This is a genomic window from Kangiella shandongensis (genome assembly GCF_020005365.1).
Taxonomy (GTDB): Bacteria; Pseudomonadota; Gammaproteobacteria; order Enterobacterales; family Kangiellaceae; genus Kangiella; species Kangiella shandongensis.
The window spans coordinates 333,499-358,731 of sequence record NZ_JACNML010000002.1 but is presented as its reverse complement, the minus strand read 5'-3'; the positions used below and the strand labels follow the sequence as shown (position 1 = coordinate 358,731).

General features: G+C 43.9%; 24 protein-coding genes. 18 read left to right on the top strand and 6 right to left on the bottom strand.

Translation table 11 applies throughout. The features are described from left to right. On the bottom strand, window positions 1-235 hold a 235-nt coding region (locus H7708_RS03475), incomplete at its 3' end, for a transposase (RefSeq protein ID WP_223669080.1). An 88-nt stretch (window positions 236-323) separates the two neighbouring features. Between H7708_RS03475 and H7708_RS03470 the strand changes: the two genes are divergently transcribed. The 4 genes from H7708_RS03470 (at window position 324) to H7708_RS03455 (ending at window position 2,789) form a co-directional block, all read left to right on the top strand. Continuing rightward, window positions 324-1,436 (top strand): hypothetical protein, encoded by a 1,113-nt coding sequence (locus H7708_RS03470; RefSeq protein ID WP_223669079.1) that lies wholly within the window; start codon window positions 324-326, stop codon window positions 1,434-1,436. 26 nt (window positions 1,437-1,462) lie between these two features. Further along, complete coding sequence (locus tag H7708_RS03465) at window positions 1,463-1,837, top strand: hypothetical protein (protein ID WP_223669078.1); 375 nt, start codon at window positions 1,463-1,465, stop codon at window positions 1,835-1,837. Window positions 1,838-1,858: 21 nt separating this feature from the next. Then, on the top strand, window positions 1,859-2,215 hold the full coding sequence (locus tag H7708_RS03460; protein WP_223669077.1) for a hypothetical protein: 357 nt from the start codon (window positions 1,859-1,861) through the stop codon (window positions 2,213-2,215). Between the two features lie 94 nt (window positions 2,216-2,309). Next, window positions 2,310-2,789 carry a DUF3592 domain-containing protein gene (locus tag H7708_RS03455; RefSeq protein ID WP_223669076.1) on the top strand — a complete coding sequence of 160 codons (480 nt, stop codon included), beginning with the start codon at window positions 2,310-2,312 and terminating at the stop codon, window positions 2,787-2,789. Here H7708_RS03455 and H7708_RS03450 read toward each other — a convergent pair. Next, a complete protein-coding gene (locus tag H7708_RS03450; RefSeq protein WP_223669075.1) occupies window positions 2,786-3,250 on the bottom strand; it encodes a MarR family winged helix-turn-helix transcriptional regulator in 465 nt (154 codons plus the stop codon). The two genes, H7708_RS03455 and H7708_RS03450, sit on opposite strands and share 4 nt — an antisense overlap. A 175-nt stretch (window positions 3,251-3,425) precedes the next feature. Between H7708_RS03450 and H7708_RS03445 the strand changes: the two genes are divergently transcribed. The 8 genes from H7708_RS03445 (at window position 3,426) to H7708_RS03410 (ending at window position 13,283) form a co-directional block, all read left to right on the top strand. Next, complete coding sequence (locus H7708_RS03445) at window positions 3,426-4,592, top strand: dipeptidase (protein ID WP_223669074.1); 1,167 nt, start codon at window positions 3,426-3,428, stop codon at window positions 4,590-4,592. Window positions 4,593-5,054: 462 nt separating this feature from the next. Beyond that, window positions 5,055-6,089 carry a hypothetical protein gene (locus H7708_RS03440; RefSeq protein WP_223669073.1) on the top strand — a complete coding sequence of 345 codons (1,035 nt, stop codon included), beginning with the start codon at window positions 5,055-5,057 and terminating at the stop codon, window positions 6,087-6,089. A 362-nt stretch (window positions 6,090-6,451) separates the two neighbouring features. After that, window positions 6,452-7,390, top strand: a complete 939-nt coding sequence (locus H7708_RS03435) for a hypothetical protein (protein ID WP_223669072.1) — start codon at window positions 6,452-6,454, stop codon at window positions 7,388-7,390. Between the two features lie 292 nt (window positions 7,391-7,682). Then, a complete protein-coding gene (locus H7708_RS03430) occupies window positions 7,683-9,041 on the top strand; it encodes a Gfo/Idh/MocA family protein (RefSeq protein WP_223669071.1) in 1,359 nt (452 codons plus the stop codon). A 148-nt stretch (window positions 9,042-9,189) separates the two neighbouring features. Then, window positions 9,190-10,212, top strand: a complete 1,023-nt coding sequence (locus tag H7708_RS03425; RefSeq protein ID WP_223669070.1) for a Vgb family protein — start codon at window positions 9,190-9,192, stop codon at window positions 10,210-10,212. Window positions 10,213-10,306: 94 nt separating this feature from the next. After that, a complete protein-coding gene (locus H7708_RS03420) occupies window positions 10,307-11,278 on the top strand; it encodes a hypothetical protein (RefSeq protein ID WP_223669069.1) in 972 nt (323 codons plus the stop codon). 96 nt (window positions 11,279-11,374) lie between these two features. After that, on the top strand, window positions 11,375-12,820 hold the full coding sequence (locus H7708_RS03415; RefSeq protein WP_223669068.1) for a bifunctional 2-methylcitrate dehydratase/aconitate hydratase: 1,446 nt from the start codon (window positions 11,375-11,377) through the stop codon (window positions 12,818-12,820). Between the two features lie 133 nt (window positions 12,821-12,953). After that, complete coding sequence (locus tag H7708_RS03410; RefSeq protein ID WP_223669067.1) at window positions 12,954-13,283, top strand: hypothetical protein; 330 nt, start codon at window positions 12,954-12,956, stop codon at window positions 13,281-13,283. A gap of 27 nt (window positions 13,284-13,310) precedes the next feature. On the opposite strand, the gene H7708_RS03405 is transcribed toward H7708_RS03410, so the two are convergent. Further along, the gene (locus H7708_RS03405) at window positions 13,311-14,213 is read right to left on the bottom strand and encodes a pseudouridine synthase (RefSeq protein ID WP_223669066.1); all 903 of its coding nucleotides are present in this window, start codon (window positions 14,211-14,213) and stop codon (window positions 13,311-13,313) included. A 94-nt stretch (window positions 14,214-14,307) separates the two neighbouring features. Here H7708_RS03405 and H7708_RS03400 point away from each other — a divergent pair, with 94 nt between their 5' ends. The 4 genes from H7708_RS03400 to H7708_RS03385 all read left to right on the top strand — a co-directional run bounded on the left by H7708_RS03400 (window position 14,308) and on the right by H7708_RS03385 (window position 18,738). After that, window positions 14,308-14,631 (top strand): DUF6694 family lipoprotein, encoded by a 324-nt coding sequence (locus tag H7708_RS03400; protein WP_223669065.1) that lies wholly within the window; start codon window positions 14,308-14,310, stop codon window positions 14,629-14,631. 177 nt (window positions 14,632-14,808) lie between these two features. Beyond that, window positions 14,809-16,914: a TonB-dependent receptor gene (locus H7708_RS03395; RefSeq protein ID WP_223669064.1), complete on the top strand. Its 2,106-nt coding sequence runs from the start codon at window positions 14,809-14,811 to the stop codon at window positions 16,912-16,914. Between the two features lie 18 nt (window positions 16,915-16,932). Beyond that, the gene (locus H7708_RS03390) at window positions 16,933-18,027 is read left to right on the top strand and encodes a PepSY-associated TM helix domain-containing protein (protein WP_223669063.1); all 1,095 of its coding nucleotides are present in this window, start codon (window positions 16,933-16,935) and stop codon (window positions 18,025-18,027) included. A gap of 213 nt (window positions 18,028-18,240) precedes the next feature. After that, window positions 18,241-18,738, top strand: a complete 498-nt coding sequence (locus H7708_RS03385; protein ID WP_223669062.1) for a GNAT family N-acetyltransferase — start codon at window positions 18,241-18,243, stop codon at window positions 18,736-18,738. Window positions 18,739-18,775: 37 nt separating this feature from the next. Here H7708_RS03385 and ggt read toward each other — a convergent pair whose 3' ends face one another. Then, window positions 18,776-20,500, bottom strand: coding sequence for a gamma-glutamyltransferase (gene ggt / locus H7708_RS03380; protein ID WP_223669061.1), 1,725 nt, complete (start codon window positions 20,498-20,500; stop codon window positions 18,776-18,778). 184 nt (window positions 20,501-20,684) lie between these two features. Between ggt and H7708_RS03375 the strand changes: the two genes are divergently transcribed. Further along, window positions 20,685-21,770, top strand: coding sequence for an alpha/beta hydrolase (locus H7708_RS03375; protein WP_223669060.1), 1,086 nt, complete (start codon window positions 20,685-20,687; stop codon window positions 21,768-21,770). Window positions 21,771-21,900: 130 nt separating this feature from the next. Here the strand turns inward: H7708_RS03375 and H7708_RS03370 are convergent, their stop codons facing one another. After that, window positions 21,901-22,437: a hypothetical protein gene (locus tag H7708_RS03370; protein WP_223669059.1), complete on the bottom strand. Its 537-nt coding sequence runs from the start codon at window positions 22,435-22,437 to the stop codon at window positions 21,901-21,903. A gap of 300 nt (window positions 22,438-22,737) precedes the next feature. Between H7708_RS03370 and H7708_RS03365 the strand changes: the two genes are divergently transcribed. Then, window positions 22,738-23,259 (top strand): hypothetical protein, encoded by a 522-nt coding sequence (locus H7708_RS03365; RefSeq protein ID WP_223669058.1) that lies wholly within the window; start codon window positions 22,738-22,740, stop codon window positions 23,257-23,259. 39 nt (window positions 23,260-23,298) lie between these two features. Here the strand turns inward: H7708_RS03365 and H7708_RS03360 are convergent, their stop codons facing one another. After that, the gene (locus tag H7708_RS03360) at window positions 23,299-25,113 is read right to left on the bottom strand and encodes a tetratricopeptide repeat protein (RefSeq protein WP_223669057.1); all 1,815 of its coding nucleotides are present in this window, start codon (window positions 25,111-25,113) and stop codon (window positions 23,299-23,301) included. Window positions 25,114-25,233 lie beyond the last annotated feature (120 nt).

The following is a 25,233-nucleotide window of genomic DNA, read 5'->3' as shown; positions in this document are numbered from 1 at the left end:
TCACGCGAGCCTCAAGCTCTTGTATTCTCTGCTGCTCTGGGGTCATCGCCTTACCTTTAGGCGTTTGACCGCTTTGCTCACTGTTTAACTGCTGAACCCATTTTCGGAGGGTATTGTCATGGACATCCACGGCTCGGCTTGCTTCCGCATAACTGTAGCCTTGTTCAAGCACCAAACTCGCAGCATCTCGTTTAAACTCCGGACTGAATGACCGACGTTGTCTTCTTCTTACCATTGAACACCTCTTTGTTAAGGGTAATACTACCACTTAAAAGAGTGTTCGGGTTTAGTCTGCCACTACAAATCAACTTGAAGAGCCATACGTGCACTTATTTATTAAGTGCCCCATAAATGATGCAAAAATTTATTGCGAGTCATCTGGAGTAGTAGGAAGTGATTTTCCTGAGTATTATATTTCAGGAGAATTTGCTTATTTATGGTTAACTGGGTGGAAGGGCAAAGTATTGCTCGATGGGGAGTTTAGCTTAGATAGCACACTAGTATATCCATCTAGTGCATACTATTACTCAATGTCAGATGAATATAAAGGTAAGTATCACAATAAATTAGAGCTATTTTCCGACTCTAAGTTATATCGAATTTCTCTGACAGACTTTTCTGTTAATTATTTTCCAATAGAACTAGAGCCACTAGATCAGTTTTCGTTTCATGAAGATGGCGGTGACTTATACATGTTTGGTTTAAGTAGTAAGACGACAGGGGAGTTGATAAAAATAAAAGAACATATGTTTAAAGGGCAGTACTCCCCCCAGCCTGATGTAATTGCTAATGTGACAGGTGTTAATGATTATACTAATAACTACTTTCTCTCAGACAGTTTTATTTATGGCACCATGAATCACTTCGGAGAATTGAACAACACTGAATCAACAATGATTAATTTACATACGGGAACAAGTAGCACTCTGGATCTTAATCATTCAGCGAATAGGTTTGAAAATCTTGGGGAGAAGGCTTTAGTAGTCGGAGAAACAGAAGATTTAAATCTAGGGCTCACGGTAATACCTGAAGCTACTCCACAAGCATATCAGCAGTTATTCCTGCACGACAGACTGGAGGGAGAGACAAGATCGCATGCCTTCAATGCTACTAGTATCAATGATATGGCAATTTTCGGATTAACAACTCAACTTAAGAGCAAAGGAGAAGAAGAACATAACTATTATCATTGGGGTGAGGATGTGTCTTCGGACATTACTTTTTTCAATTGGGATAATGGGGTAAGGGTTGCTGGAGAGTTAGTGAGTAAAGAAAATAGTAAAGATGAATTCTGTGAAGTGTCCTGTGAGGACTGGTACGGTAACACAAGGCCATTCTTTATCGGAGATAGAATTTTTGGTCTATCTGGAGATGAGTTAATAGAAGCTAAGCTCGTTGGAAGTCAGGTTATTGAAATAGAGAGAATAAGTTTTTAATAGAGACATAGGGATGAGAAATACACATGAAATGCTATTCACATATTAACAAAGAAGCGGTTGGTGTATGTCGGGCGTGTACCAAAGGGATTTGTGTCGACTGCTCTTATGATACTGGGCACGGACTAGCTTGTAAGGAGTCTTGTGAACACGAGGTTGATGAGTTGCAGGAGTTAGTGCAGCGTAATAAGCAGATATACAGTATTGGTCAAAAAGCTCCACTAATTCCTTCAGGCGCGATGGTCTACTTTATGTTTACGCTTATATTTGCTGGTTGGTCGATCTATTTATATATCACAAAAGGTGTTATTGAACCTGTCTCTCTAATGATGGGGATAGGTATGGGGCTCATAGGCGTATACGTTGTATTTAAGAACCGAAAGTTACAAATGAACTGTTAGCCTTCGGCCATAGGAGAAGGGATGAAACATTTACTATCTATTAACGCTTTAGTCATCGGTTTTATACTTACTTTTAATTCTGTAAGTGCAACTGAGAATAGTGGGATGGGTTGCTACACAGGGCCTGTGAAAAAAGTTTATGGCGATGCAAATTGGTTGGTTTATAGTTGCTCTGATAATAAGTCGCTTGTGGTTGTAAGTGACACAGGTAATCCGGCTATGCCTTTTTACTTCAGTTTTCAGAAGATAGATGGGGCTTATCGTCTTACAGGAGAAGGCTCCGGTGATAAGTCTACGACAAAAGCTGCCTTCAATGAGTTAAAGAGTCTATCTGGCGATGATATTCAAAAACTACTAGCCGAAACTAAAAGTCAGTAACAGTATGTTTTAGCAGAGCCGGAATGCCCGGTTCTTAGATACTGTATTCATGGATTGCTTAAATTCTAAAAAAGACTGAATCACAGGGATAACTATGTCGAATGAAATGCTGGCAACGATCATAGGGCTCGGCATCTTTATCATTGTTTCCGTTATTTTCTTACGGTTAGTAGCTACAGCATTCAAGAAACCGCTTGAAGAATTTAAAGGTTATGCTGAAAAGGTGCCGGAAATGTATCGGCACTGGAAGCGTACGAGTGGTGTCATTAAAGGCGTTAAGGTCAAGGAAGAGGTTAGTCGATTAGGTTACGACTCGGTAAGCACTCGAACATATACACCCTGTATCGAATATAGCTATGAAATAAATGGACAAACTTATACCGGTAATCAGTTAGCGTTGGTGCTTTACAATCAATGTACTTACAAAGACGCAGAAAATTTCCTGGCTAACTATCAGGTCGGTAAACCAGTGATTATTCATTATGACCCTGATGATCACAGATTATCGTCCGTATTCATCAAACTGACGTTACCAAAGTACAAAAAGAGGAGAGGACCTCTATATTTTCCCTAGTAGGAATCAGGCCCTTTAAATCTTTCCCACAGGCTTTTGTTCTGCATAGATTCAATAGCCTGATCGATGGCGTCGAATAGGTCGACGCCGATATCTTTTGAAATACTATCTACCAGAGTCTCTGATTGCTCAAGGTAGTCTCTGATTTTCTGGGTTTGCGACTTTCCCTGTGGTGTCAAAAAGTAGAGCGTTCGTCGTTTATCCTCTGGATCTGCAGTTTGCTGAATTAAATCCAACTTTATCAGTTTGGGGAGCTTTTGCTTTACCAGCTGGTGCGACTGTTGTAATTGGCGCGCTATGTCCGCCAGCGACGCTTGATCTAATTCTGACAAGGTGAGTAGGGTAGAGCAGGACTTGATTGGAACAATAATGCCCAGGCTATCAAATATCGGCTGAGTTTGTTGTTCAATGAGGTTGCTCAGATCTTCCGCGCGTTTACCCAACAGTGCTTTACCGTTCATACTACTCTCTAAATTCTCTTTGTAGATACTTTCTTACTGAATGAAATTGTTTGCAACAAAGAATTCATTGACTCTAATTTGGGAATAAAGGTAACATGTTGCGCAATATATTGCAAAAGTGCTGGAGAAAGTTTAATGCACGCCCCCATTAACTTGGACATAAGGATAAACTTCAATGAATAGAAGGTCTTTTATTACTAACTCAGCGATGGCCGCTGCCTCTGTTGGTTTGAACTTAAGCTCTGGCAGTTTACTAGCCTCGTCTGCTACTAAGACTGTTATTAGCAGAGAGCAATACAACGACTGGTTTGTGTTTGATGGTCTGGGCGTGCTGTACGATATCAATGATCCGGCTGGCAGTATTCAAGATGACTGGCGTATGTCGGAGCGTCTAAGACGTGATTTACTGAAAAGTGGGCTCGATTGTTATCGCCAGACCACAGGCGCACCTTTCCCAGCATATCCAGGCGATGATGTGTTTGAATCAAGTGTGAGCATGCTTAGCCAGCATCAGAAGCTGATTGACGCTAATTCCGACGTACTGACGCTGGTTAGAACGTTCGACGATATTGAACAGGCGAAGAAAGATAAAAAAGTAGCGGTAACCCTGGGTTTCCAGAACAGCCATGTCCTGGGTGATAATCTGGATAACGTTGACACCTTTAAGAACCTCGGCGTACTCACCATGCAGTTGACTTACAATGGTCAGAACCAAATCGGCGGCGGCGCTAACGTTAGCTCGCGATTACCGCTAACCGAGTTTGGTCATAAGGTGGTTGAGAAGATGAACGAAGCCAACGTACTCATCGATCTCAGTCATAGTGGCGAGCGCACCTGTCTCGAAGCGATAGCCGCGAGTAAGGCACCTGTTACCATTAGTCATAGTGGATGCCGTGCTCTGGTCGATTTACCGCGTAATAAAACCGATAAGGAGATGCGCCTTCTGGCTGATAAAGGCGGGCTATTTGGTCTCTACTTTATGCCGTTTCTTGCATCGGACAGTAAAGCTAACTCGGACCACCTGGTCGCACACATCGAACATGCGATAAACGTCTGTGGAGAAGATCATGTGTCGATTGGAACCGATGGTGGCTACACTGCTATTGATAATATGGATAAGGTTCGAAAAGACACTGACAATATGACCCAGCACCGAATTGATAATGGCGCCGCCGCCGCGGGCGAAAAACTAGGTAACCTGAACTTTATGCCGGATATTGTAGGTCCGGATCAGTTTTACCTGCTGGCCAACAAGCTCGCCGAAAGAGGGCACAGCAGTACTCGAATTGAGAAAGTACTGGGGTTAAATGCTTACAATTTGATGCGTGAGGTATGGAAGTAATTTGGTAGTTAGAAGTATAACCTGAAGGGAAGGTTTCTTAGTATCCACGGTTCTCCAATCCTTAACTTATTATTTCGCCACTCGGCGAGTTCCTTTCTCTTATATGGTTAAGAGAAAGGAACCAAAGAGAACCCCACCCCGATATTGAGGTCTCGCTTAGCGAGACTACCTGCATCACTTACAAAATACTTAACGCACCAGAATTTACATCACATCTCCCTAAAGGGATTTCCATTGGTCACCTATGCTGAAAATTCTTATCAAAATCTTCTCCCTAAAGGGATTCCATAAGTCACTGATTTTGATTGCTATATTTTGTAAATGATTTGCTCAATATAAGGGGATATTGGTGCTATTGGTTAAGCAGGTAACCTTTTGATTTAAGTCACATCTGCATTGAGGCCCATTTGTCACAGGTTAATTTTTGTGCGATAGTTCACAAAAAAGTGAAAGGAGTTACATATGATAGTAGGAAATGAAGAGCTATTTAAAGAAACATCATCGGCACTAAAGCGTATGCAAGAGTTTGATGTAAATAGCTTACCTCGAAAAAATGACTTAGGTAACAAGTTAAACTTTGAAAATGCAGTGGAGCCGGCCGAGAAACTGGTAGAACTTTATAATAGGTTATCGGTTACAGCTCTTCAAGATTTCCCAGATAATGTGCTGGAATCAATCAAAAACAATGCTAATAACCATTATAAATTATTCAGTGAAATTTTAGAGTTCGATCCAGGACAAAGTGACCCAGTTGGTGTTCGAGAGTCTTATATTACAAACTTAATTAATTCGTACCAGCCTGCATTTGCTTCCCTTCACCAGTATATATCGTATTCATTACACCGCTCAGCTGACTTTCAACGTCTGGATTCCGACGCAAGAGCAACTCTGCAGTCGATCGAAGATAAAGCAAGCAGTATTACTGATACATTAAATCAGTACGAAGAGGATGCAAAAAAAGTGCTTGAAGAAATAAGAATAGTTGCTGCAGAAGAAGGGGTAACCAAACAAGCCGTTCATTTTAATGCAGAGTATGAACATCATAGCACTGAGGCTGATAAATGGAGAGGTTATGTAGTAAAGTTAGCTGTAGGTTTAGGGACATTCGCAATTGTGAGTCTTTTTCTACATAAAATTCCCTTCTTAAAGCCCTCAGATATTTACGATGCTGTACAGTTGTCTATAAGTAAGGTGTTAATATTTTTTGTTATTGCGTATATGCTATTTTTATCAGCTAAGAACTTTTTGAACCATAAACATAATGCGATAATAAATAAACATAGGCAGAATGCGCTTATGACTCACACTGCTTTAGTTGAGGCTTCTGGGGATGAAGGTGTTAGGGATGCTGTGCTACTACAGGCCGCCAGTTCCATCTTCTCACCACAATCGACTGGTTACACCGAGAGTAAAGAGAGTGATCTATCGAATCAAAAGTCAGTTGTAGAGATTTTAAGCCGACCAGCAGGTCAAGCATTGAAAGATACTCAAACCTAATAGCTTTTAGCAAGAGTAAATGGGGTAGTTCAAGCGAAGCCTCGAAGAAATTTCGAATAAATGTGGCCAGAGCAAGCGTAGCCTCGAAGGAACTTCGAGATTTTATGTATAAGACCTCGATTACGCTCAAGCTAATCGAGGCTACGGTAATTTGAAGGACTTTTTGGTGGTTCAGTTCAGGTTAGTAGTGTCTATACTGGTCAAACAGAAACCATCGAGCTAAACGGCCATAAAATCATCCACCAGTTTAGGGAAAAGTCTTTATAAGGGTTGAACTATCTGGATGTGAAGCGTAAAACTGCTCCTCTTATGCTTTTCTGCATAATCTTTTGATTAAAACGATAATAAAACAGGGAGATATTATGACAAAAGGCGTTTTTAAATTTGTATTAATCTTATTGATTGTCGCCACAATAGGTATTGCGACTAGAGTTAGCTTAATCGATTTGTACTATTCGGATTCATTCTTTGGAATGAAAATAGCTAAAGATTCTGTCGTGATCAATCCTGGCTCGCTTAAGCCTTATCAAAAAGATGATGAGACCATGGAGCAGTTTTTACAAGCGATTAACAATAAGGATTTAGAGTCCGTAGTTGCTCCTGCCGATTATGAAGATGAGAAGTTTAGGCAGTTCGAAAAGTTTTATTATGATGCAAATACTGAAGTTCAGGCTGGTGATTGGGTGGCTACTGCAGGAACTATGAAAGCTTATTCAATGAAGGTAGCTATGGGGGATAAAGTTTTAAGACCTGTTTATTTCTTTGAAAAATCTGGAAATCAATACCTTCATAAGCCATTTGGCCAATTCAATGCATATAGTGCCTTTCTAACTGGTTTTCAGCATAAAAAGTTAAAGCCTTTGGGTTTTGTGGAGAAGGCACAAGTCTTGTTGTCTCCTAATGTATATAGCTTTGCATTAAATGATGAGTCAGGTGTTTTCTTCGAAAAAGCAGAAAGTCGTGAAGGGTATCTTTTTTCTTTCAAAATGGCTGGGAAAACAGTATCAGTCATTGATAAAAAAAAGCTTCCTGACAATATGATCAACCAAGGGCATCTTTATCTTAACCAAAATGATGACTTTGCTTTAGAGTATAGTGAAAATGGCGAAGTCATTAATAATAAAGGCTTTGCGTTTACAAAAAGCTTTTTTATGCTGCCTCACTTTTCAGGTGATACTAAAATGACCAAGCCTACAACCAGCTTAGTTAAGTTTTTCAATCTATGGTTTGTGTTACTTGTTCTGGGGGTAAGTGTTATCTTGTTTTTTGTATTGAAGGTTGTAAGAGTTAAGCAGGCGTAGCCTGGAAGGGACTTCGAGGTTTTGGTTAGAGAACCTCGATTACGACCAAAGGAAGTGTACCAAGGCATTTCCGTTGGTCACCCATGGTGCGCGAAAGCTAATCGAGGCTACCGAACCTTTTTTAGATGTTCACTGTTTTGAGCAACAAAGTATAGATCCCAAATCCAGTTTGGGATGACAAGCTAGAGGTTGGGGGTAATTATTTCATCTACTATCTCATCAGAGTTGTTTTTAAGTAGCGGTTTCAGGTAGCTTACAAGAATCATTGTATAACCTGATAATGAAAACGCTTATGTCTGATATTAATCGTCGTAAATTCCTAAAAGGGGCTGTGGCTACAGGAGTAACGGCTTCCCTGGCGGCCAGTGGTGCTTCTGCCAAATCCTTATCTAAATTATCCGAACAAAAGTCTGTTATGGAGCTGGCGGCGCCTAAACTGGATACGGTGCGCGTTGGCTTTATTGGTGTAGGTCAGCGTGGCTATTGGCATGTTAAGACCATGTGTACGCTTGATGGCGTTGAGATTAAGGCTATTTGCGATACCCATCAGAAAGTATTGGATCGAGCAGTGAAGCATGTAGTGGATTCTGGATTCGAGAGGCCAAGCGCTTATACGGGTAGCGAGCATAGCTACCGTGACATGCTGGAACGCGATGATATTGATATGGTGATTATTTCCACGCCGTGGAAGTGGCACGTGCCGATGAGCGTTGAAACCATGGAGTCGGGAAAACATGCTTTTGTCGAAGTACCAGCGGCCTTAACGGTTGATGAGTGTTGGAAGTTGGTGGAAACCTCTGAGCGCACTCAGCTTAACTGCATGATGTTGGAGAATGTGTGTTATGGCCGTGATGAGTTGATGGTGTTGAATATGGCGCGTCAGGGTTTATTCGGCGAGCTGTTGCATGGTGAAGCTGCTTATATCCATGAGTTGCGCTGGCAGATGAAGGAAGTCGAACACAAAACGGGCTCCTGGCGCACTGATTGGCATGCGAAACGTCGTGGTAATTTATATCCGACTCATGGTTTGGGGCCTATTGCGCAGTATATGAATATCAACCGTGGTGATCGCATGGACTATTTAAGTTCGGTAGACTCACCAGCGATGGGACGCCAAATTTATGCGCAAGAGAACTTCCCCAAAGAGCATAAGCGTAATCAGGCAACCTATATTACTGGCGATATCAACACCTCGATTATTAAGACCGTTAAAGGTCGTACGATTATGTTGCAGCACGATACCACCACGCCGCGTCCTTACAGCCGTCATAATCTAATTCAGGGTACGGAAGGGGCTTTCGCCGGTTTCCCGAATCGTATTGCTTTAGAAAACTCCGGCAATTACCACGAGTGGGATTATGAGATGGATAAGTGGTATAAAAAATATGACCACCCGTTGTGGACTAAACTGGAGAAAGATGCGCAGGAAAATGGCGGTCATGGCGGCATGGATTTCGTCATGATGTGGCGCATTATTTATTGCCTGCGTAATGGCGTGCCATTAGATCAAAACGTGTATGATGCTGCCGCCTGGTCGTGTATTAATCACTTAAGTCATGAGTCGGTAACCAATCGTAGTCAGACGATGAATATCCCTGACTTTACTCGCGGTTTATGGGAAGTAGCGCAACCGCTAAATATCAAAGCGTAACGGCAATGTGTGGTGGCTTCGGCTGAAGTCACCATTCGATTAACTGGCAGTCTCTGGCAAACCACTTGCTATTGTCTTTCATGTCGCTTTGCGGTTAGGGTGACTAGGTTCTATACTGTGGATAGGTGTACCCCAGTCAGGAGTTCCTATGCGTCGTTCCAGTTATACATGGTTTGGCATCAGTTTATGTCTCGCTACGGCTTTGGTGCTGAACATTACAGATGCCGCTGATAACCCTTCAAAGAAGGATACCTTGCCTTCATTGTTAACCTTTACCCCTTACGAGGTTGAATGGAAAGGGCGACCAAGGGACCCTGCCGTGGCTCCGGACGGTATGGTGTGGTTTTGTGGTCAGGCGGGTAACTATATTGCGCGGTTGAACCCGGATACAGGCAAAATGAAACAGTTTTCTGTGCCTGAAGGAAGTCATCCGCACAATCTGATTGTCGATAGCGAAGGGTTTGTCTGGTACGCCGGTAATCAGAATGGTCATATAGGTCGTATCGATCCCGAGACTGGAGACATCAAACAATTCCCGATGCCTGAGGGGGTAGAAGACCCTCATACTTTGGCTTTTGATCAAGCTGAGAATATCTGGTTTACGGCTCAGCAGTCCAACGCAATCGGACACCTTAATACTGCAACGGGTCAGGTGCGTTATGTTTTCGCCACTGAACCTCGATCCAGACCCTATGGCATCAAAGTAGATTCAAAGGACAGACCTTGGGCCGTATTAGTTGGAACCAATAAAATTGCTACGGTTGATGAGGAAAGTTTTGAATTAAAAGAGTTTACTATTCCCCGTGATAATGCGCGTCCGCGACGGATTGAAATTACTTCTGATGACACTATCTGGTATGTTGATTTTAGAGAAGGTTATTTAGGGCAATATAATCCGAAGACCAATAGTTTTAATGAATGGATGACACCCGAAGGAAGCGATAGTCAGCCCTATGGAACGGCTTTAGATGACAAGGGGCGGATATGGATTGGGCAAACTGGGCCTTACCCAAATATCATGGCAGGTTTTGATACGCGGGCTAAAGAGTTTGTGAGTCGCACTGTCGTTAAAACTGGCGGCTCGGTTCGACACATGTATTTTGATCCGAAGAAAAAAGTTTTCTGGTTTGGTGTGGATACTGGGTTTATTGTGAGAGCAAATCCACGATAAAGAAGGCGCGTACAACATATAGCTGAAAAGGAGATTTGGAGCTAAATCACCTTCGGGTGGTTTGCAGAAATTCACTGTTGTTGAGGGAGTACTCATGTTGTTAATAAAGCTTTCAAAGCTCATTTTGATGTTGACCTTATCCGGTCTGTTAATCATCGGCTGTAACCAGGAAAGCGGCTCGGCTTCTGATTCCGAAGCCGCTGATGAAAACACTGCAATTTTAGAAGCGGATGAGCAGGAGGTGGACGCTGGTATCGTTGATGTCACAACGAGTGATTTTAAGATCCATGCTCCAGCCAAATTGAAGAAAGGCTGGACGACTTTCCGCTTTACCAATAACGGGAAGCAGGTTCACTTTGTGGGAATGTACAGGCTGGTTGAGGGTAAAACGATTGATGATCAGCTAAGAGACGTTGCGCCGGTTTTCAACCCACTAATGGAGGGATTACGCAGGGGCGAGTTAACTAAGGCTGATATAGGGCCTTTTTTACAGCGAAATATTCCTGAGTGGGGACTGCAAATGACTTGGGTGGGTGGCGCTGGGTTATTAGCTCCAGGGGATAAGACTGAGTCCACCTTTTATATTGATCAAAGCGGTACTTATTTATTGGAGTGCTACGTCAAGGCCCCTGACGGGCAATGGCATACGCTCATGGGGATGTTACATCAGGTAGTTGTGACGGATGAGATGAACGATGCAGTAGAGCCTGAAGCTTATCATGAGGTGAGTGTGTCGAATTCAGGTGTTGATGCGCCTCAAACTATCCCCGCTGGTAGGCAAACCTTTAAAATTTCCATGTTAGAGCAACCCGAAGGATTTATGCCATATGATCTAAACTTGGCCCGGTTAGATGGTAGTGTCAGCATAGATAAAATCGCTCACTGGATGGACTGGACTAACCCGGGAGGTTTTAGAGCGCCAGCTCCAGTAGACTTTCTTGGCGGCCTGGAACATATGGATGCAGGCAATCATGGCTACGTTATGGTGGACTTAGAGCCTGGCGAATACATTTGGATTTCTGAGGTTAATGCTGGCACAGTCAATAAGACCTTTGTCGTCAAGTAACGTTATATAGTACTCGGAACATCTGAGTTTTACGCTTGAATCAATGATGAGCTAATTTTATGGTGGGTATATTACATTTTGAATGTAGGTGTGATTATGTCGAGTAATGTCGAGTCAAACGTTAGACCTGAACCGGATCAGGAGCTAGTTGCGATAGCTCAATATGTTGCTGATTATGTTGTCGACAGCGAAGAGGCAATGGAAACGGCTCGCTACTGTTTAATGGATACATTGGGTTGTGGGTTGTTGGCGTTACGCTATCCCGAGTGTGCTAAACATCTTGGCCCGGTGGTGCCAAATACTCTTGTTCCTTATGGTGCCAGAGTGCCCGGAACTCAGTTTGAAATGGATCCGATTAAAGCCGCATTTGATATTGGATGCATGATCCGCTGGCTGGACTTTAATGATACCTGGCTGGCCGCTGAATGGGGGCACCCATCGGATAACCTTGGTGCCATTTTAGCAGTGGCTGATTTTCTGAGCCGACAATCAATAGCAGAAGGGCATGCGCCATTGACCATGCAGTCTGTGTTAGAGGCGATGGTTAAAGCTCATGAAGTTCAGGGCGTACTGGCTTTGGACAATAGCTTTAATCGAGTGGGGCTCGATCACGTGATCTTGGTTAAGGTTGCATCCACTGCTGTGGTTACTCACATGATGGGGGGTAGTAAAGAAGATATTATCGATGCGGTGTCACAAGCTTTTGTGGATGGTCAGTCACTGCGTACCTATCGACATTCACCCAACGCTGGTTCACGAAAATCCTGGGCCGCAGGAGACGCCACCTCTCGAGCGGTTCGGTTGGCCATGATTACTTTGACTGGTGAGATGGGTTACCCAGGTGCTTTAACAGCCAATAACTGGGGGTTCTACGATGTGTCGTTTGAAGGAAAGCGGTTTAATTTTCAAAGAGACTTCGGTAGTTATGTGATGGAAAATATTTTATTTAAAATTTCTTATCCCGCTGAGTTTCATGGACAAACGGCTGTTGAGGCCGCCACTCGGCTTCATCAGGAAACGGTTAACAGAATAGAGGATATTGAGCGTATTGAGTTGACTACCCATGAGTCCGCGATTCGTATTATTTCTAAGGAAGGCCCGTTGTATAATCCGGCCGATCGTGATCACTGTATTCAGTATATGGTCGCTTGTGGTTTATTGTTCGGTGACTTAACGGCGGAGCACTATGAAGCTAATGTAGCTGCTGATGAACGGATTGATCGGTTGCGTCAAAAAATGGTGGTTAACGAAAATAAACAGTGGTCTAAGGATTATCATGATCCTTCAAAGCGGAGCATTGCCAACGCCGTGCAGGTCTTTTTTAAAGATGGCTCATCGACGGAAAAAGTTACTATTGAATACCCGCTGGGGCACCGCCGCCGCAGGGAAGAAGGAATACCGGTGTTAGTCCGTAAGTTTAAACAGAACGTATATAGCCGCTTTCCGAAACGGCATGCTGACGATATTATCGAGTTACTTATGAACTCTAAACGTTTACAGCAAACGCCTGTGCATGAGTTTATGTCATTACTGATGATCTGACAGAATGTTATGCATAATACAAGCTTACAGTATCTTTATAAGTGCTCTATTAAAGTAGAAAATGATAGCTAAGTGATCATTGTGTAGTAAGCTAAACTTTTTGTAAGTCACTCAGGGTGAGCAGGGAAGAGGTATGAAAAGAGTTTATTTAACGTTATGTTTTCTGTTAGGAGCATCGTTGCTGCTTTGGCCCATTGGACTGGTTCTAATGTTTTTTATGTTTGATGCACCAGGAAGTGAAAGCTCGACACTTACACTGTTTTTAGCTGCAACAATTCTGTTTTATCCTATCCCTGTAGTGTATGGCGCCGTCATGGCATGGAAGAATCGGACGAGCTCTGCCCCTTCGGTAATAGCACGTTACACAGCTATTGCTATGAGTGGCCCGCTGCTGTTGTTTTTTGCGATTTTATTATTAGACGTCATATGTGGTGGTCAGTTTGCTTGCAATGTCTTAACGTAGCTGACGGTTTTGTTGTCATGGAGCGGGTTACACTTCAAGGGTTACCGGGGCGTGGTAGGTGACATCTTGCTGGCTGACAGGGTCGGTGAACTTTAAACAATATGCCAGTAGTTGCAATGGCTTCTCATAGTTATCTGCTGATTTGGGCTGTAGTTCAGGATAGAATCTGTCATTTAAGATGGGGTAGCCAATATGCTGCATATGCAGGCGTAATTGGTGGGTTCTACCGGTTATGGGCTCGAGTTTGAAGAGTGCCTTATTGCTTTTTATTTGGGTGCACTCAATGAGTGATTCGGCGTATTGAGCTTTTACTGTTTCATCAGCAGACTCAAGGTTTTTAAATAAAAACTTAGGGGTGGAGCGGGCAAGATAGTTTTTTATATGCCACTTTTGTCCAACAGAAGGCGAGCTTTGTTCGCTGATCTTTGCGATTGCCTGATACTGTTTTTCAATCTTCTTTTGACCAAACAGCTCATGGTAGTGGTGTCTGGTATCAGGCTTGGTAGAAAAAAGAACCAGGCCTGCAGTATCTCTATCCAAGCGGTGAACGGCCTGTAATTCAGTATTCCCTGTAGCTTTGATGAGTCGTTGTTGCAAACATTCGTTCACAAAAACACCGGTTGGCATTACTGGCAAAAAGTGTGGCTTGTAGGCGATTAAGTAATGCTCGTTGTGCTCTATGATTTCTTCACTGAAAGGGATGGTGGGCTCTGCGCTTACCTGACGGTGGTAGTAAATTAAGCCCGGTTGGTAGGGGCTATCTGGCTTTATTATCGTACCATCCTCTCGGTAAACTGAGTCATCCGCCATGCGCTGCTTCCATTCATGTATTGGAACATGGGGGAACTGCTTGATTAAAAATTCAAGGATCGTAGCGTGAGATGCCTCATGCGGTAAGTTTACTTTCGACGGTTTCTCAGATTTTGACACGATACTTTAAAGGACAGTAAAAGACGTATCATAACATCAGTTACTTTCGGTTAATATTTTTCATGGTTTATTCCTATTTTGTGAAAGAATCGGTATGATGTTTGCTGAATTAACAAAGGACGATATTATGAAAAAATTTATTTATTTACTTGTAGTTGTTGGTTTTTCGTTTGTTTTGGCGGCTTGTGGGGCTCCTACAATTGATGCTTCTAGTGAAGAAGCGATGAAGGCTTCTATGGAAGAAGTAACCAAAGATATGACTGAAGCAGAGAAGGCTGAGTTCGGTGCGGCGATGATGGCGGTTTCGATGAAAGTTGCGATGGAGAACATGTCCGACAAAGAAAAAGCTGAAGAAGCGATGAAAGAAGCTTTGGACGGTAAGACAGCTGAAGAAATTATCGAGATGAGCAAAGAATAACGTCATTATTTCTTTTTTTTTCGATATTAAAAAGCGCCCGAAGGCGCTTTTTTTGTGTCCGTTTTATCTCCAACTCTCTATTTGCTGATGATTTTTATTAATTGAATCAAATTTGACTTGCTTTAAGAATGAGAATTGTTATCATTCGCGACATATTTAATGAATACTCAATAAGCCATGAAAAAAACACCAATTTATAGCGCTGTTGTTGCTGTTATTAGCTCCGTTTTAACTTTGAATACAGCTGTCGCTGAGGACTCTAGAGATACTGAAATACTGGTTGTATCCGCCACCCGGGCACCTTTACAGCAAAGTGCGGTACCAGCGACGGTTACTATCATTGATGGTACCGATATTCGTCAGCAGTTATCGGTCAGCAATTCATTATCAGACATTCTGGGTAACTTATTGCCGTCTTTCAGTCCATCAAGACAGAAATTAACCAGTTCAGGCGAGACATTACGTGGTCGTACGCCTTTGTACCTGATCGATGGTGTGCCGCAGTCGAATCCTTTACGAAATGGATCGCGTTCAGCAAACACCATTGATCCGATGATGATTGAGCGGGTTGAGGTTATTCATGGTGCTAGCGCAATACAGGGGCTGGGTGCCAGTGGTGGTATTATCAATATCATCACTAAGACCGCACAGAGTGGTACGGAGCACGAGCTAACGGCTGGAATTGGTGCGCCAACCAGCGAAACATCTGAAGGCATGTCTTATGACGCAGGCTACTTGGTATCCCATGGAGAGGGGCAGTGGCAGTTTGTGGCTGGCGTTCACTTGCGTGAAACCGGGATGTATGTCGATGGCAACGGCGAGTTAATCGGCGTCGATACGACGCAAGGCGATACCATGGACTCCAGCAGCCAGGATATCTTCGGTAAAGTTATTTATCAATTTAATAATGAGCAGCAATTGCAGTTGATGCTGAATCATTTTGAACTGGCTTCGAATGGAGATTATTCAACCCTTGTCGGTGATCGAGCCGCTGGCATCCCAGCAACCTCTGTTCGAGGTGACGTTGAGGGTGATCCTGCTGAAAATGAAGTTACTACGGTCAGCTTAAATTACAGCGACGCTGACTGGATGGGAGCCGATCTAAAGTGGCAGCTATTCTCGCAGAGTTTTTCAGCGTTGTACGGCGGGGGACGCTTCGCAACATTTCAGGACCCAGAGTATGGTGATGATCTCTATGACCAGTCGCGCAATGACTCCAACAAGCTAGGTTCGCGCCTGACATTAAACTGGCAACAGGTTGCTGATACGGCGATTGATATGACTGGTGGTTTTGACTTTTTAAGAGACCGTACATTCCAGGAGCTGGCACAGACGGGGCGAAAATGGGTTCCTGAAACAGACTTTGAGAATTGGGCACCGTTCCTACAGGCACGTTTGAACCAGGGCGCCTGGAGTTTTAGCGCTGGACTTCGTTATGAATACGGCAAGTTAAAAGTTGACGACTTCACAACACTTGCGTCTTATAACAATAGCTTCGTTAAGGGCGGTGAACCATCGTTCAATGAGCTGCTGACAAATTTTGGTGTGGTATATGAGATTAATGATGAGTGGCGCGCATTCGTCAGCGTTTCGGAAGCCTTCAGCATGCCAGATGTCGGGCGTGTACTGCGTGGCATTAACCAGCCGGACCTGTCAGTTGACTCGTTTCTGAACTTACAGCCAGTGCTCAGCGATAATAATGAAATCGGTGTCGAGTATCTCGGCGAGCAGTTTAGCTTTGCGGCCAGTTACTTCGAGTCGGACTCGGATTTAGGTGCGCGTTTATCGCCCAATGCTGATGGTATCTATGAAGTTAACCGTGAGAAAACAGAGATTCATGGTTTTGAACTATCTGCCGAGTATGGTTTGGCCGATGCAGCTAGCTTGGGTTTGCTGTATGCCGACAATGATGGTGAGTTCGACAGTGATGACGATGGCGTCGTTGATGCCAAGCTGGGAGGCCGCAATATTGCACCCCGTCGCCTGAATTTGTTCTGGCAGCATGACTGGACGGTGAACGTTAATAGTCGACTGCAGTGGAATACATTCTTTGATAGAGATATTTATCAGGGCGCTGATGCGATTAATAACTTTGACGGTTATTCAACCGTAGACTATACGCTGAGCATGCTGACTCAGTCAGCCGGCGAGTTTACCTTGGGTCTGGAAAACCTGTTGGATGAAGAATACTTCACCTATTACGCACAGACTGCCGGTAATGATGCGCGTAATTTCAGAGGACGAGGACGGACGGTTCGTTTGAACTGGTCTTATTCCTGGTAAGGACCGAAGTTTAGTCCAATGAAAAAGTTTTCAATGCTCGTGCACAAATGGCTGGGCCTGGTGCTCAGCCTTTGGCTGTTGTTGATTACTTTAACCGGAACCATTCTGCTCTATAAAAATCATTTTCTCGAGTGGCAATACCCGCAATTAGCAGGACAGGCTGGCGCTAGTGCTGAGCAAGCGGTTCAGGTATTGCAGCTCGATTCCGTATCGGCAGTGGCCGAGTATAGCTTCCTGCCGACGGAGCTTCACCCCTGGATCGAGGTTATTGATAAATCAGGGGGGCGGCTATACTTTTCTCAAAGAGGAGAATTGTTGGTAGAACGCGGCAAGTACGCTGACTGGATAAGCTGGTTTACAGAGTTTCATCACCATTTACTACTCGATAATTTAGGGGAAGAGTTACAGGGCGTGTTGGGCCTGCTCGCGATCCTGGTGTTTATCACCGGGTTAATCAAGTGGTGGCCAAAAGGGAAGTTTAGTAAGCGTGACTTTGGTATTACCTGGTCCAGGCCGGGCAAGAAGAAGTGGGGCCAGACCCTGTGGCAGACCCATCGAACGTTTGGCGTTATATTGTTTCTGCCAATGTTGCTGTTAATCGTTACCGGAGTTGGGATGATATACTCTTCAGCGTTTAATAGCGGTCTCAATTATCTATTCCCCGAAAAGTCAAAAAAAATTGTTGATCATGCCAATACGATCTTAGAGCAGAATAATAAGGCTTCACATTTACCAGCTGACTGGCAAACCCGGATTAAGCAGGTAACAGAAATTTTACCAGAAGCCAGCACCATCATGGTCTACCATCAGCGTGATAAATTAAGATTGAGACAGCCCGAAGAGTGGCACCCCAATGGTCGAAGCTACCTCTCTTTCAATCCAGATAGCAGCGAGGTATTGAGCGTGACCGACTATCGAAATGAAACCGTCGGTACTCAATTGGCACAAAAAATTTACCCGCTTCATATTGCCTCGGTTGGTGGTAATGGCTACTTAATTTTGATTACTTTAAGTGGCATTATTTTAGGGTGGATCTGTGTCAGTGGCAGCTGGTTTTGGTACTGGTGTTATCGGAAAAAATCAGCTGCAAAAAAACGCAAAAAATCTTGCTGATTTCAAATTAGAAAATTTTTATTAAAATCGTTGCAGCCCTTGAATTTATTAATGGTCAAGGAAGTTGCGATATATCTCAATGCAAATATGAGATATAAAACAAGAACTGTTCCACGTTTTGGTGAAAAAGAAAATATAATTGATAAAAATCAAAACTAAATCACGTATTATGGATAGCGTGAAAGGTTCAAAATAAAAATAGGATGTTGAGAAATGGTCAAAACAATAATCAATCAAGTTGAATCTAAAAATGATATTGTTTTAGTTGAAATGCTTGCGAATAAAATATGGAAAGAACACTATCCGCCGATCATCGGAAAGGAACAGGTTCGTTATATGCTCGGTAAGTACCAGACCTCCCCAGCGATTAAGCAACAGATTGAACAGGGCGCTAACTACCATATTTTGTATGAGCAAAGTCATCCTGTGGGCTACTTCAGTTTTCACTTTGAAAATGATGTTGTATTTCTTAGTAAAATTTATGTAGCAAAAGAAGTACGTGGGCATGGCATTGGCAAAAAAGCGATGGATTATATTATCCAACAGGCGAAAGCCCATTCTGCTAAGGTCATACGACTGACGGTTAATAAGCTGAATGTAGCAACAATCGATGCCTATAAAAAGTTGGGCTTCTCCATGACGGACTCCGTCGTCAAAGATATCGGCGGTGGTTATGTTATGGATGACTATGTGATGGAAAAAGCGGTTTAAGCCAATAAGGTAAACCGCTTTGATTTTACGGGGCGGGTTAGAAGCCAGCCGCCTGTCCGTCTTTTCGTGATTCTGAAGCACCGCGATAGACGCCTTCTTCGTGATCACGCAGTATCGCCTGGTAGCCGCCAAATCCACCGTTGCCGCTACGCACGTCATGTCCTTTTTGTTGTAAGTCACGTAGTACTTGTGGGCTGACACCAGACTCTACTTCGATATAGCCGCCATCGGTCAGGTATGCCTGCTGGCTTTCTGTTGGTTCTGTAGAGCCCATATGCTGCCAACGTGTAGCGTCACCGGCTTCCTGCAGGTTCATGCCATAGTCGATCATGTTCACCAGAATCTGTACGTGGCCTTGCGGTTGCATGGCGCCGCCCATGACACCAAAGCTCATATGAGGTTTACCATCCTTTGTGACAAATGCTGGAATAATCGTATGAAAAGGGCGTTTTCCTGGTTCATAGACATTAGCGTGAGACTTGTCCATCGAGAATAACTGTCCACGATCCTGAAAAACGAAGCCCAGCCCAGGGACCACGACCCCAGATCCCATGCCACGATAATTACTCTGGATTAGTGACACCATATTGCCCTCCTGATCTGCCGTAGTCAGATAAATGGTATCGCCTTCTGACAGATTTGGGTTACCTGCCTGAACCGTACGTGCTGCGCGTTCTTTAATCAGTTCTGCGCGCTTTTTACCATAAGCGTCGGAAATCAGTTTCTTCACAGGCTGTTTTCCGAAGTCTAAATCGGCATAAAATTTTGCACGATCTTCGAATGCTAATTTCTTGGCTTCGACCAGCGTATGCAAACTATCTGTCGAGTTGTAGCCCATCTTAGCTAGATCGAAGTTCTTTATGATCTGTAGCATCTGTAGCGCGGCGATACCTTGACCATTCGGTGGCAGTTCCCACAGGGTGTATCCCTTATAGTCGACTCCAAGTGGCTCGACCCAGTTTGAGTCATGCGTGGCTAAATCTTCGTACCTTAAGTAGCCATCATTTTCTTTCATGAAGGCGTCGATTTTCTTAGCAATCTCACCTTTGTAGAAAGCATAACGTCCATCGCGTGCAAGCAATTTATAAGTTGCTGCTAAGTCAGGATTCTTGAACATCTGACCTTCGCGGGGCGCTTTACCATCGATGGTAAAGGTTTCGCTGAACGCACCTGGTTGAGGGCTTAAACGAGGTACACTCAGGTTCCAGTAGTAGGCAATCAATTCTGATACTGGAAAGCCGTTTTCAGCATAATTTATCGCTGGCTGTAAGACTTTATCCATTGGCATTTTGCCAAACTTGTGGTGGAGCTCAAACCAGCCATCAACAGCACCTGGGACAGATATCGGTAGCATGCCATAGGGCGGCAACTTGTCTCGCTCAAGCTTGTCCAGTTCTGCTTTTAATTGGTCGTAGCTCAGACCTTGGGGAGAGCGCCCGGATGCATTTAACCCATACAGTCGCTGAGTTTTTTCGTGCCATACAATAGCAAACAGATCACCACCGATACCACTACCTGTTGGCTCCATAAGGCCGAGTGCTGCATTTGCTGCGATTGCTGCGTCGATGGCATTGCCACCATTTTTCATGACGTCCAGAGCTACTTGTGTGGCGAGCGGTTGGCTGGTCGCTGCCATGGCATTGGGGGCTATTATCTCTGAGCGAGTAGCATGCATGTCCCCGGTCACTCGGTCGGCGGCCTGGGATAAGGGGATAAAGCTGGCGCTTATTATCAGCGTCATCAGGGTTCTTTTTAGTTTCATCGGACTCCACACAGGTTTTTATAAGTGTGTCTTGATAATAAACGCTGTTTGAGCGAAGTTCAAAGAGGTTCTTTTCTTTGTTGTTGATGCAGTTTTGCATTATTTTGCTGCGAGGGAGGTCGCATACTTTAAGTTTTCAGTGACGCATAATAATAATGCGAGCCAGAATATTAAGGATAATGTCATGTACTTTATTACTAACCGCGCTTTTGATGCCAGCCAGCCAGGCTTTGATAAGCTGACCAAACACCCGAATGAGAAGGGCCCTAACGAGTTATCGGTAGTCAGGATTAACGGTTTGCGAAACCCGACTATCGAATTACTGCCCGATGAGTTAACTCAAGAGGAAGTGCAGGCTTTTAAACAGGAGTTCGAGCTGGATCTTGATATGGATGAGCCTCATTATGCCAGCCTTAAAGTTGCCTGCGAGACATTTCGAGAAGCGAAGAAAACGGGTAAGAGCGTTTTGTTATATGTCCATGGTTATAACAATGACCTGAAAGATATTTACCACACTGCGCATGAGCTCGAAAGTTTGTATGATGTTTTGGTTGTGCCTTTTACCTGGCCGGCGAATGGCGGCGGTGCCATGTCAGGGACCCTGTCTTACTTAGCGGATAAGCGGGATGCCAGGGCTTCTGATGATGCCTTAAATCGAGTGATCGATATTGTTGGCCGTCATCATTGTTTATTAACCCAGTCGACGCGCAAACGTCTTGAGAAGCAGGCAGCGGCCAAATTTCCGGAAAACCCAACCAAGCAGCGCGAACACTTGTCGTTATTGTTTGAGCGCTTCTGTGATGTATCGGTCAATTTATTTTGCCACAGCATGGGCAACTATGTGTTAAAGCATGCGTTAAAAAGTAGTTTATCGGAAGCCCGACAGCTGGTGTTTGATAATATCCTGCTGGTCGCTGCCGATACCAATAATGAGGATCATGAGGGCTGGGTTGAAACGCTACGTTGTCGCAAGTCGGTATATGTCACGATTAATGCCGACGATTACGCTCTGTCCTGGTCCAGACGCAAACCGGGCGAAGAGCAAAAGGCCAGACTGGGGCATTACCTGATGTCTCTGGATGCGAAGAATGCGTTATATGTCGACTTTACAAACTGTAAAGCGGTTAATCGAAGCCATTCCTATTTCGATGCAGCGACAGTCGATCGCAATAAAACCGTTAAGCGATTTTTTGAAAAAGCATTCAGTGCGAAAAACTTGCTACCTTATCTGGATTATCAGGCGCATAACAATACCTACCATCCAAAGTAAGCTTATAAGCGTGGTTTGGGAAAATGAGGCATACAAATAAGATGTAGGGCTTATAGAAGTCCTATTATGATGTGCTTATTTTAAGAACGGCAGTACGGCCCTGACTACCAGTCTGTTTTACACAGCAGAGCTAGTGCATCCGCTGCATTATTTTCATCGGTATGGTTGTTTCTGCGTGATCACTGAGTAACGTTAAGTCCGGGTGGCGAGTGCTCATGATCTGCTTGATTTTCGACTCTTCGGCCAGTGTTAAGTCAATCAGCAGCAGGTACTTTCCTTCATCAACCAGATGATAGAACTTTTTAAGTGCATGGTTTTTCGACTGTAGACCAATGAAGCCGCCAAGCCACAGACCAAAACCGGTGAACACTACCAAGGTAGCGAAGATCCCAAGAATGCCATAATTTCCATTAAACGCATTAGTGGCAAAAAAGATGATGGCCATAGCGATCGATACTAAAAAGCCGATGATGGCTCCTTTACTGGCACCGTTAAGGATATCGGTTTTGTACCAGTTATTCGCAGCGTTAAGGCCCCGGCGGAGAACTCTCCCCTGTTTCTTGGCAATAACGTGCAGGTGATCATCGGAAACACCGGAAATACGAAGATCTTCATAGGTATTTTCCAGTTCAGCCAGGTGCTCGGCCTGATAGAGTAAACGTGACATACGAACCTCCTGTAGATTGTCATTAAGACCATTTTACTATAGCAAATGCCGCATAGAAAATCTGCTAAATTACTGGGCTGGGACGGGAGCTGTTGAGGGGGTAATAAAAACAATGGCTTAGAAGTAAGTTTCCCGTTTTTTACCCGTGTTTTATCGGACAGCCTAAGGTTAAAACGATATGATTGTGAGCAGGTTATGTGGCTCAGCGTGAGGCCACTGACACTGGAATGATTTGTAAATAATAATATTGGTGGTCGCGGGGGTAAACTCGCTCACTTTATTGAGGAGATAGTAAAACTGATGAAAGCATTATTGTTAACCGTTTTTGCTTATGGGATGAGTGTTAGCGTACAGGCGCATGAATTACCGGATACGACCTTGCATTCAGGTGAAACATTGGCTGTCGCAACTTCGTATTCGCTGACCAGTGAAGAGGTGAACTCAACGTATAATTATTACGGACAGTTTTTTGACTACGCAGGCTGGGTTAATTATAAGTTAGAGCAAAAAGGTTCGAAAACAAAAGACGAAGGTACTTGTAGTGTTGAGTTGGTGACAGCCAAAACGTGCGGTCAAATCGACCACTTTTATAAGGCGGCCTTAGCGGGAACTATGACCTGCAACGCTTACGCCATATTACACGCTGCAGCGTACCCCAATGGTTTAACCGCACGTTTTACTGGGCCAAGCAGTTTTGTCGATAATATGGATGCGGCAACGGGCCACCATGATTATTATGATTTCTCCCAGGGCATTGCGTTTGACTGTGTTTACCCTGTCAAGGAAGCCGAGCCTGTTGAAGCTGAATTAAGTAAGTTTTAATCATGCTTTAATGCAAGCTTTAAGAGAAGGAGCCAGCCCCTAGCTGATGCCGCCAGGGGCTTTTTTTATGGAGCGCATTTTTACCAGTTGCATCACTTTTTCTAACTTTTTCTCTAAAGCATTCCGATCATCACTATCAAGTGGGCATTCGGCCAATACGTAGTGGCTGGTTTTGACAACATTTCGCCAACGAGGGTGTTGCGGGATTTTATTGATATCAATGTACTTATCCAAAGAACGGGTTCTTAAACGTCCATCATCGATCGAAACTTTCCATATTCCACTTTTTTCAGCCAGCTCGATGCGATCACTTTGAGTTGTCTTCTCCCATAGAGCTAAGGTTTCAATCAGCAACTCCACCAGCAATTGCCTGAAACCCAGATTATCGTCTTCCCTCTCTGCTGAAGCGTCACCCGTTTCCTGATCATGCTCTGATTCTAGCAACAACACTTTTTCTTTATGTGACTGGATGGATTCAACCAGTCGTTGCTTTTCCTTGGCTTTGCGATAGATAACAAAGCTCGCTGAGAAAGCCACGATAATCAGGATCAGGGAGATGATTAGTACGGTATTTGATAAGGACTGGATCTGGTTTTTCTGTTCCTGGCTTTTCAGCTTTTCGGTAACTAGCTGCCTCTCAACCTGTTCTTTCTTTATTTGTTCCTGAATAACCTGTAAGTCGCTTTGATATTGCTTCTTGAGGTTGAGTTCCTTATAGCGATAGGACTGAGACTGGGCATCTATGGCGTCGGTTAAGCGGCCGTCGGCCAGGGCCATAGTGTATTGCAAATAAAAGATTTGCTCCAGTAACAGGTTATTATCATTGTTTTTAGCCAGAGGGGTGGCTTGTTGCAGGAGCACTTTCGCCTGATCATGCTGGTGGCGTAAATGTGCGATACTCGCTTTGATGTAGTCTATCTCAGCTAGATACTTGTTATTACCCGTCGCGTATTCGGCTGCCTGCTCAATGAACGTCTCAGCGCCATCAGCGTCTTTTTGCTCGATATGGATTATGGCTAAATTTTTTAGCGCTCGAACTTTTTCGTTGTTACGGAGTTTTTTGGTAATGGTGTTGATAACTTTTTGCGTGTAGATGTCTCCTTTATCACTCCTTCCTGCCAAGCTATAAGTGACAGCAAGGTCTTCGTAGAGGTGGTAGATGTTGTTGAATACTCGCTGATCGAAGTGTTCCTGTTCGGTATATTCGAGAAAACTTTCCAGTGCCTGCTCATAGTAGTGAATAGACTGAGAATAGTCTTTTAAGTGTCTGTTCAGTAGGCCAAGGTTATTTAATGTGGTGCCAATATAATATTGGTTACCGATGGTCTCTTTAAGCTCGAGACTTTCTTTGTAGAACAGCAGAGCGGCTTTATAGTCTTTCTGCTTAAAGTGGACCAGCCCCATATCGTTTGCGCTTCGAGATTTCTTATTAATGTCACTCAGTTGTTGCGCTATGTTATAGGCCGTTCGGAAGTAGTCTTCCGCTTTTTGGAAGTTTTCATCATGTAGATAGTCTGCTCCCATGGCTCGATACCAGTCGTACTGAATATCACTGTGGCGCTCGAAAGGCTGACTATTGCGAATTTGGCCTAACAGATTTCCTCGTTCCGCTTTTTTTCCTTGTTGGCTGTATAGACTGGCAAGCTGCAGCATAATACGAACGTTTTGCTCGGTATTATCCTGCGCGTAAGATGCCTTGAGCTGCTGTTTGCAGATAGTCACTGCTGTAGAAACCTCTTTGCTCTTGAGGCTGCTTGCGCAGGTTTTCAGAGCCGTTTCTTCGTTGGCTTGTGTAGGAATTAATGGCACGAAGAATAAAGTTAAGCTACTTAGCAGCAGTTTATGGAGTGTCATAGCATATTGATTTCTTTATGTTATTAGGAGCATATCATACAGAGAGTATAGTCGCTGATCCTGAATTAATACAGGCTGAATACGACGACCATAGATATTTTTGATGGCGTTATTGATACT

Bases quoted from the DNA above. Each gene is read 5' to 3' on its own strand.
- H7708_RS03465 (WP_223669078.1), top strand. From the start codon at position 1,463: ATGAAATGCTATTCACATATTAACAAAGAAGCGGTTGGTGTATGTCGG.
- H7708_RS03460 (WP_223669077.1), top strand. From the start codon at position 1,859: ATGAAACATTTACTATCTATTAACGCTTTAGTCATCGGTTTTATACTT.
- H7708_RS03455 (WP_223669076.1), top strand. From the start codon at position 2,310: ATGTCGAATGAAATGCTGGCAACGATCATAGGGCTCGGCATCTTTATC.
- H7708_RS03450 (WP_223669075.1), bottom strand. From the start codon at position 3,250: ATGAACGGTAAAGCACTGTTGGGTAAACGCGCGGAAGATCTGAGCAAC.
- H7708_RS03445 (WP_223669074.1), top strand. From the start codon at position 3,426: ATGAATAGAAGGTCTTTTATTACTAACTCAGCGATGGCCGCTGCCTCT.
- H7708_RS03440 (WP_223669073.1), top strand. From the start codon at position 5,055: ATGATAGTAGGAAATGAAGAGCTATTTAAAGAAACATCATCGGCACTA.
- H7708_RS03435 (WP_223669072.1), top strand. From the start codon at position 6,452: ATGACAAAAGGCGTTTTTAAATTTGTATTAATCTTATTGATTGTCGCC.
- H7708_RS03430 (WP_223669071.1), top strand. From the start codon at position 7,683: ATGTCTGATATTAATCGTCGTAAATTCCTAAAAGGGGCTGTGGCTACA.
- H7708_RS03425 (WP_223669070.1), top strand. From the start codon at position 9,190: ATGCGTCGTTCCAGTTATACATGGTTTGGCATCAGTTTATGTCTCGCT.
- H7708_RS03420 (WP_223669069.1), top strand. From the start codon at position 10,307: ATGTTGTTAATAAAGCTTTCAAAGCTCATTTTGATGTTGACCTTATCC.
- H7708_RS03415 (WP_223669068.1), top strand. From the start codon at position 11,375: ATGTCGAGTAATGTCGAGTCAAACGTTAGACCTGAACCGGATCAGGAG.
- H7708_RS03410 (WP_223669067.1), top strand. From the start codon at position 12,954: ATGAAAAGAGTTTATTTAACGTTATGTTTTCTGTTAGGAGCATCGTTG.
- H7708_RS03400 (WP_223669065.1), top strand. From the start codon at position 14,308: ATGATGTTTGCTGAATTAACAAAGGACGATATTATGAAAAAATTTATT.
- H7708_RS03395 (WP_223669064.1), top strand. From the start codon at position 14,809: ATGAAAAAAACACCAATTTATAGCGCTGTTGTTGCTGTTATTAGCTCC.
- H7708_RS03390 (WP_223669063.1), top strand. From the start codon at position 16,933: ATGAAAAAGTTTTCAATGCTCGTGCACAAATGGCTGGGCCTGGTGCTC.
- H7708_RS03385 (WP_223669062.1), top strand. From the start codon at position 18,241: ATGGTCAAAACAATAATCAATCAAGTTGAATCTAAAAATGATATTGTT.
- ggt (WP_223669061.1), bottom strand. From the start codon at position 20,500: ATGAAACTAAAAAGAACCCTGATGACGCTGATAATAAGCGCCAGCTTT.
- H7708_RS03375 (WP_223669060.1), top strand. From the start codon at position 20,685: ATGTACTTTATTACTAACCGCGCTTTTGATGCCAGCCAGCCAGGCTTT.
- H7708_RS03370 (WP_223669059.1), bottom strand. From the start codon at position 22,437: ATGTCACGTTTACTCTATCAGGCCGAGCACCTGGCTGAACTGGAAAAT.
- H7708_RS03365 (WP_223669058.1), top strand. From the start codon at position 22,738: ATGAAAGCATTATTGTTAACCGTTTTTGCTTATGGGATGAGTGTTAGC.
- H7708_RS03360 (WP_223669057.1), bottom strand. From the start codon at position 25,113: ATGACACTCCATAAACTGCTGCTAAGTAGCTTAACTTTATTCTTCGTG.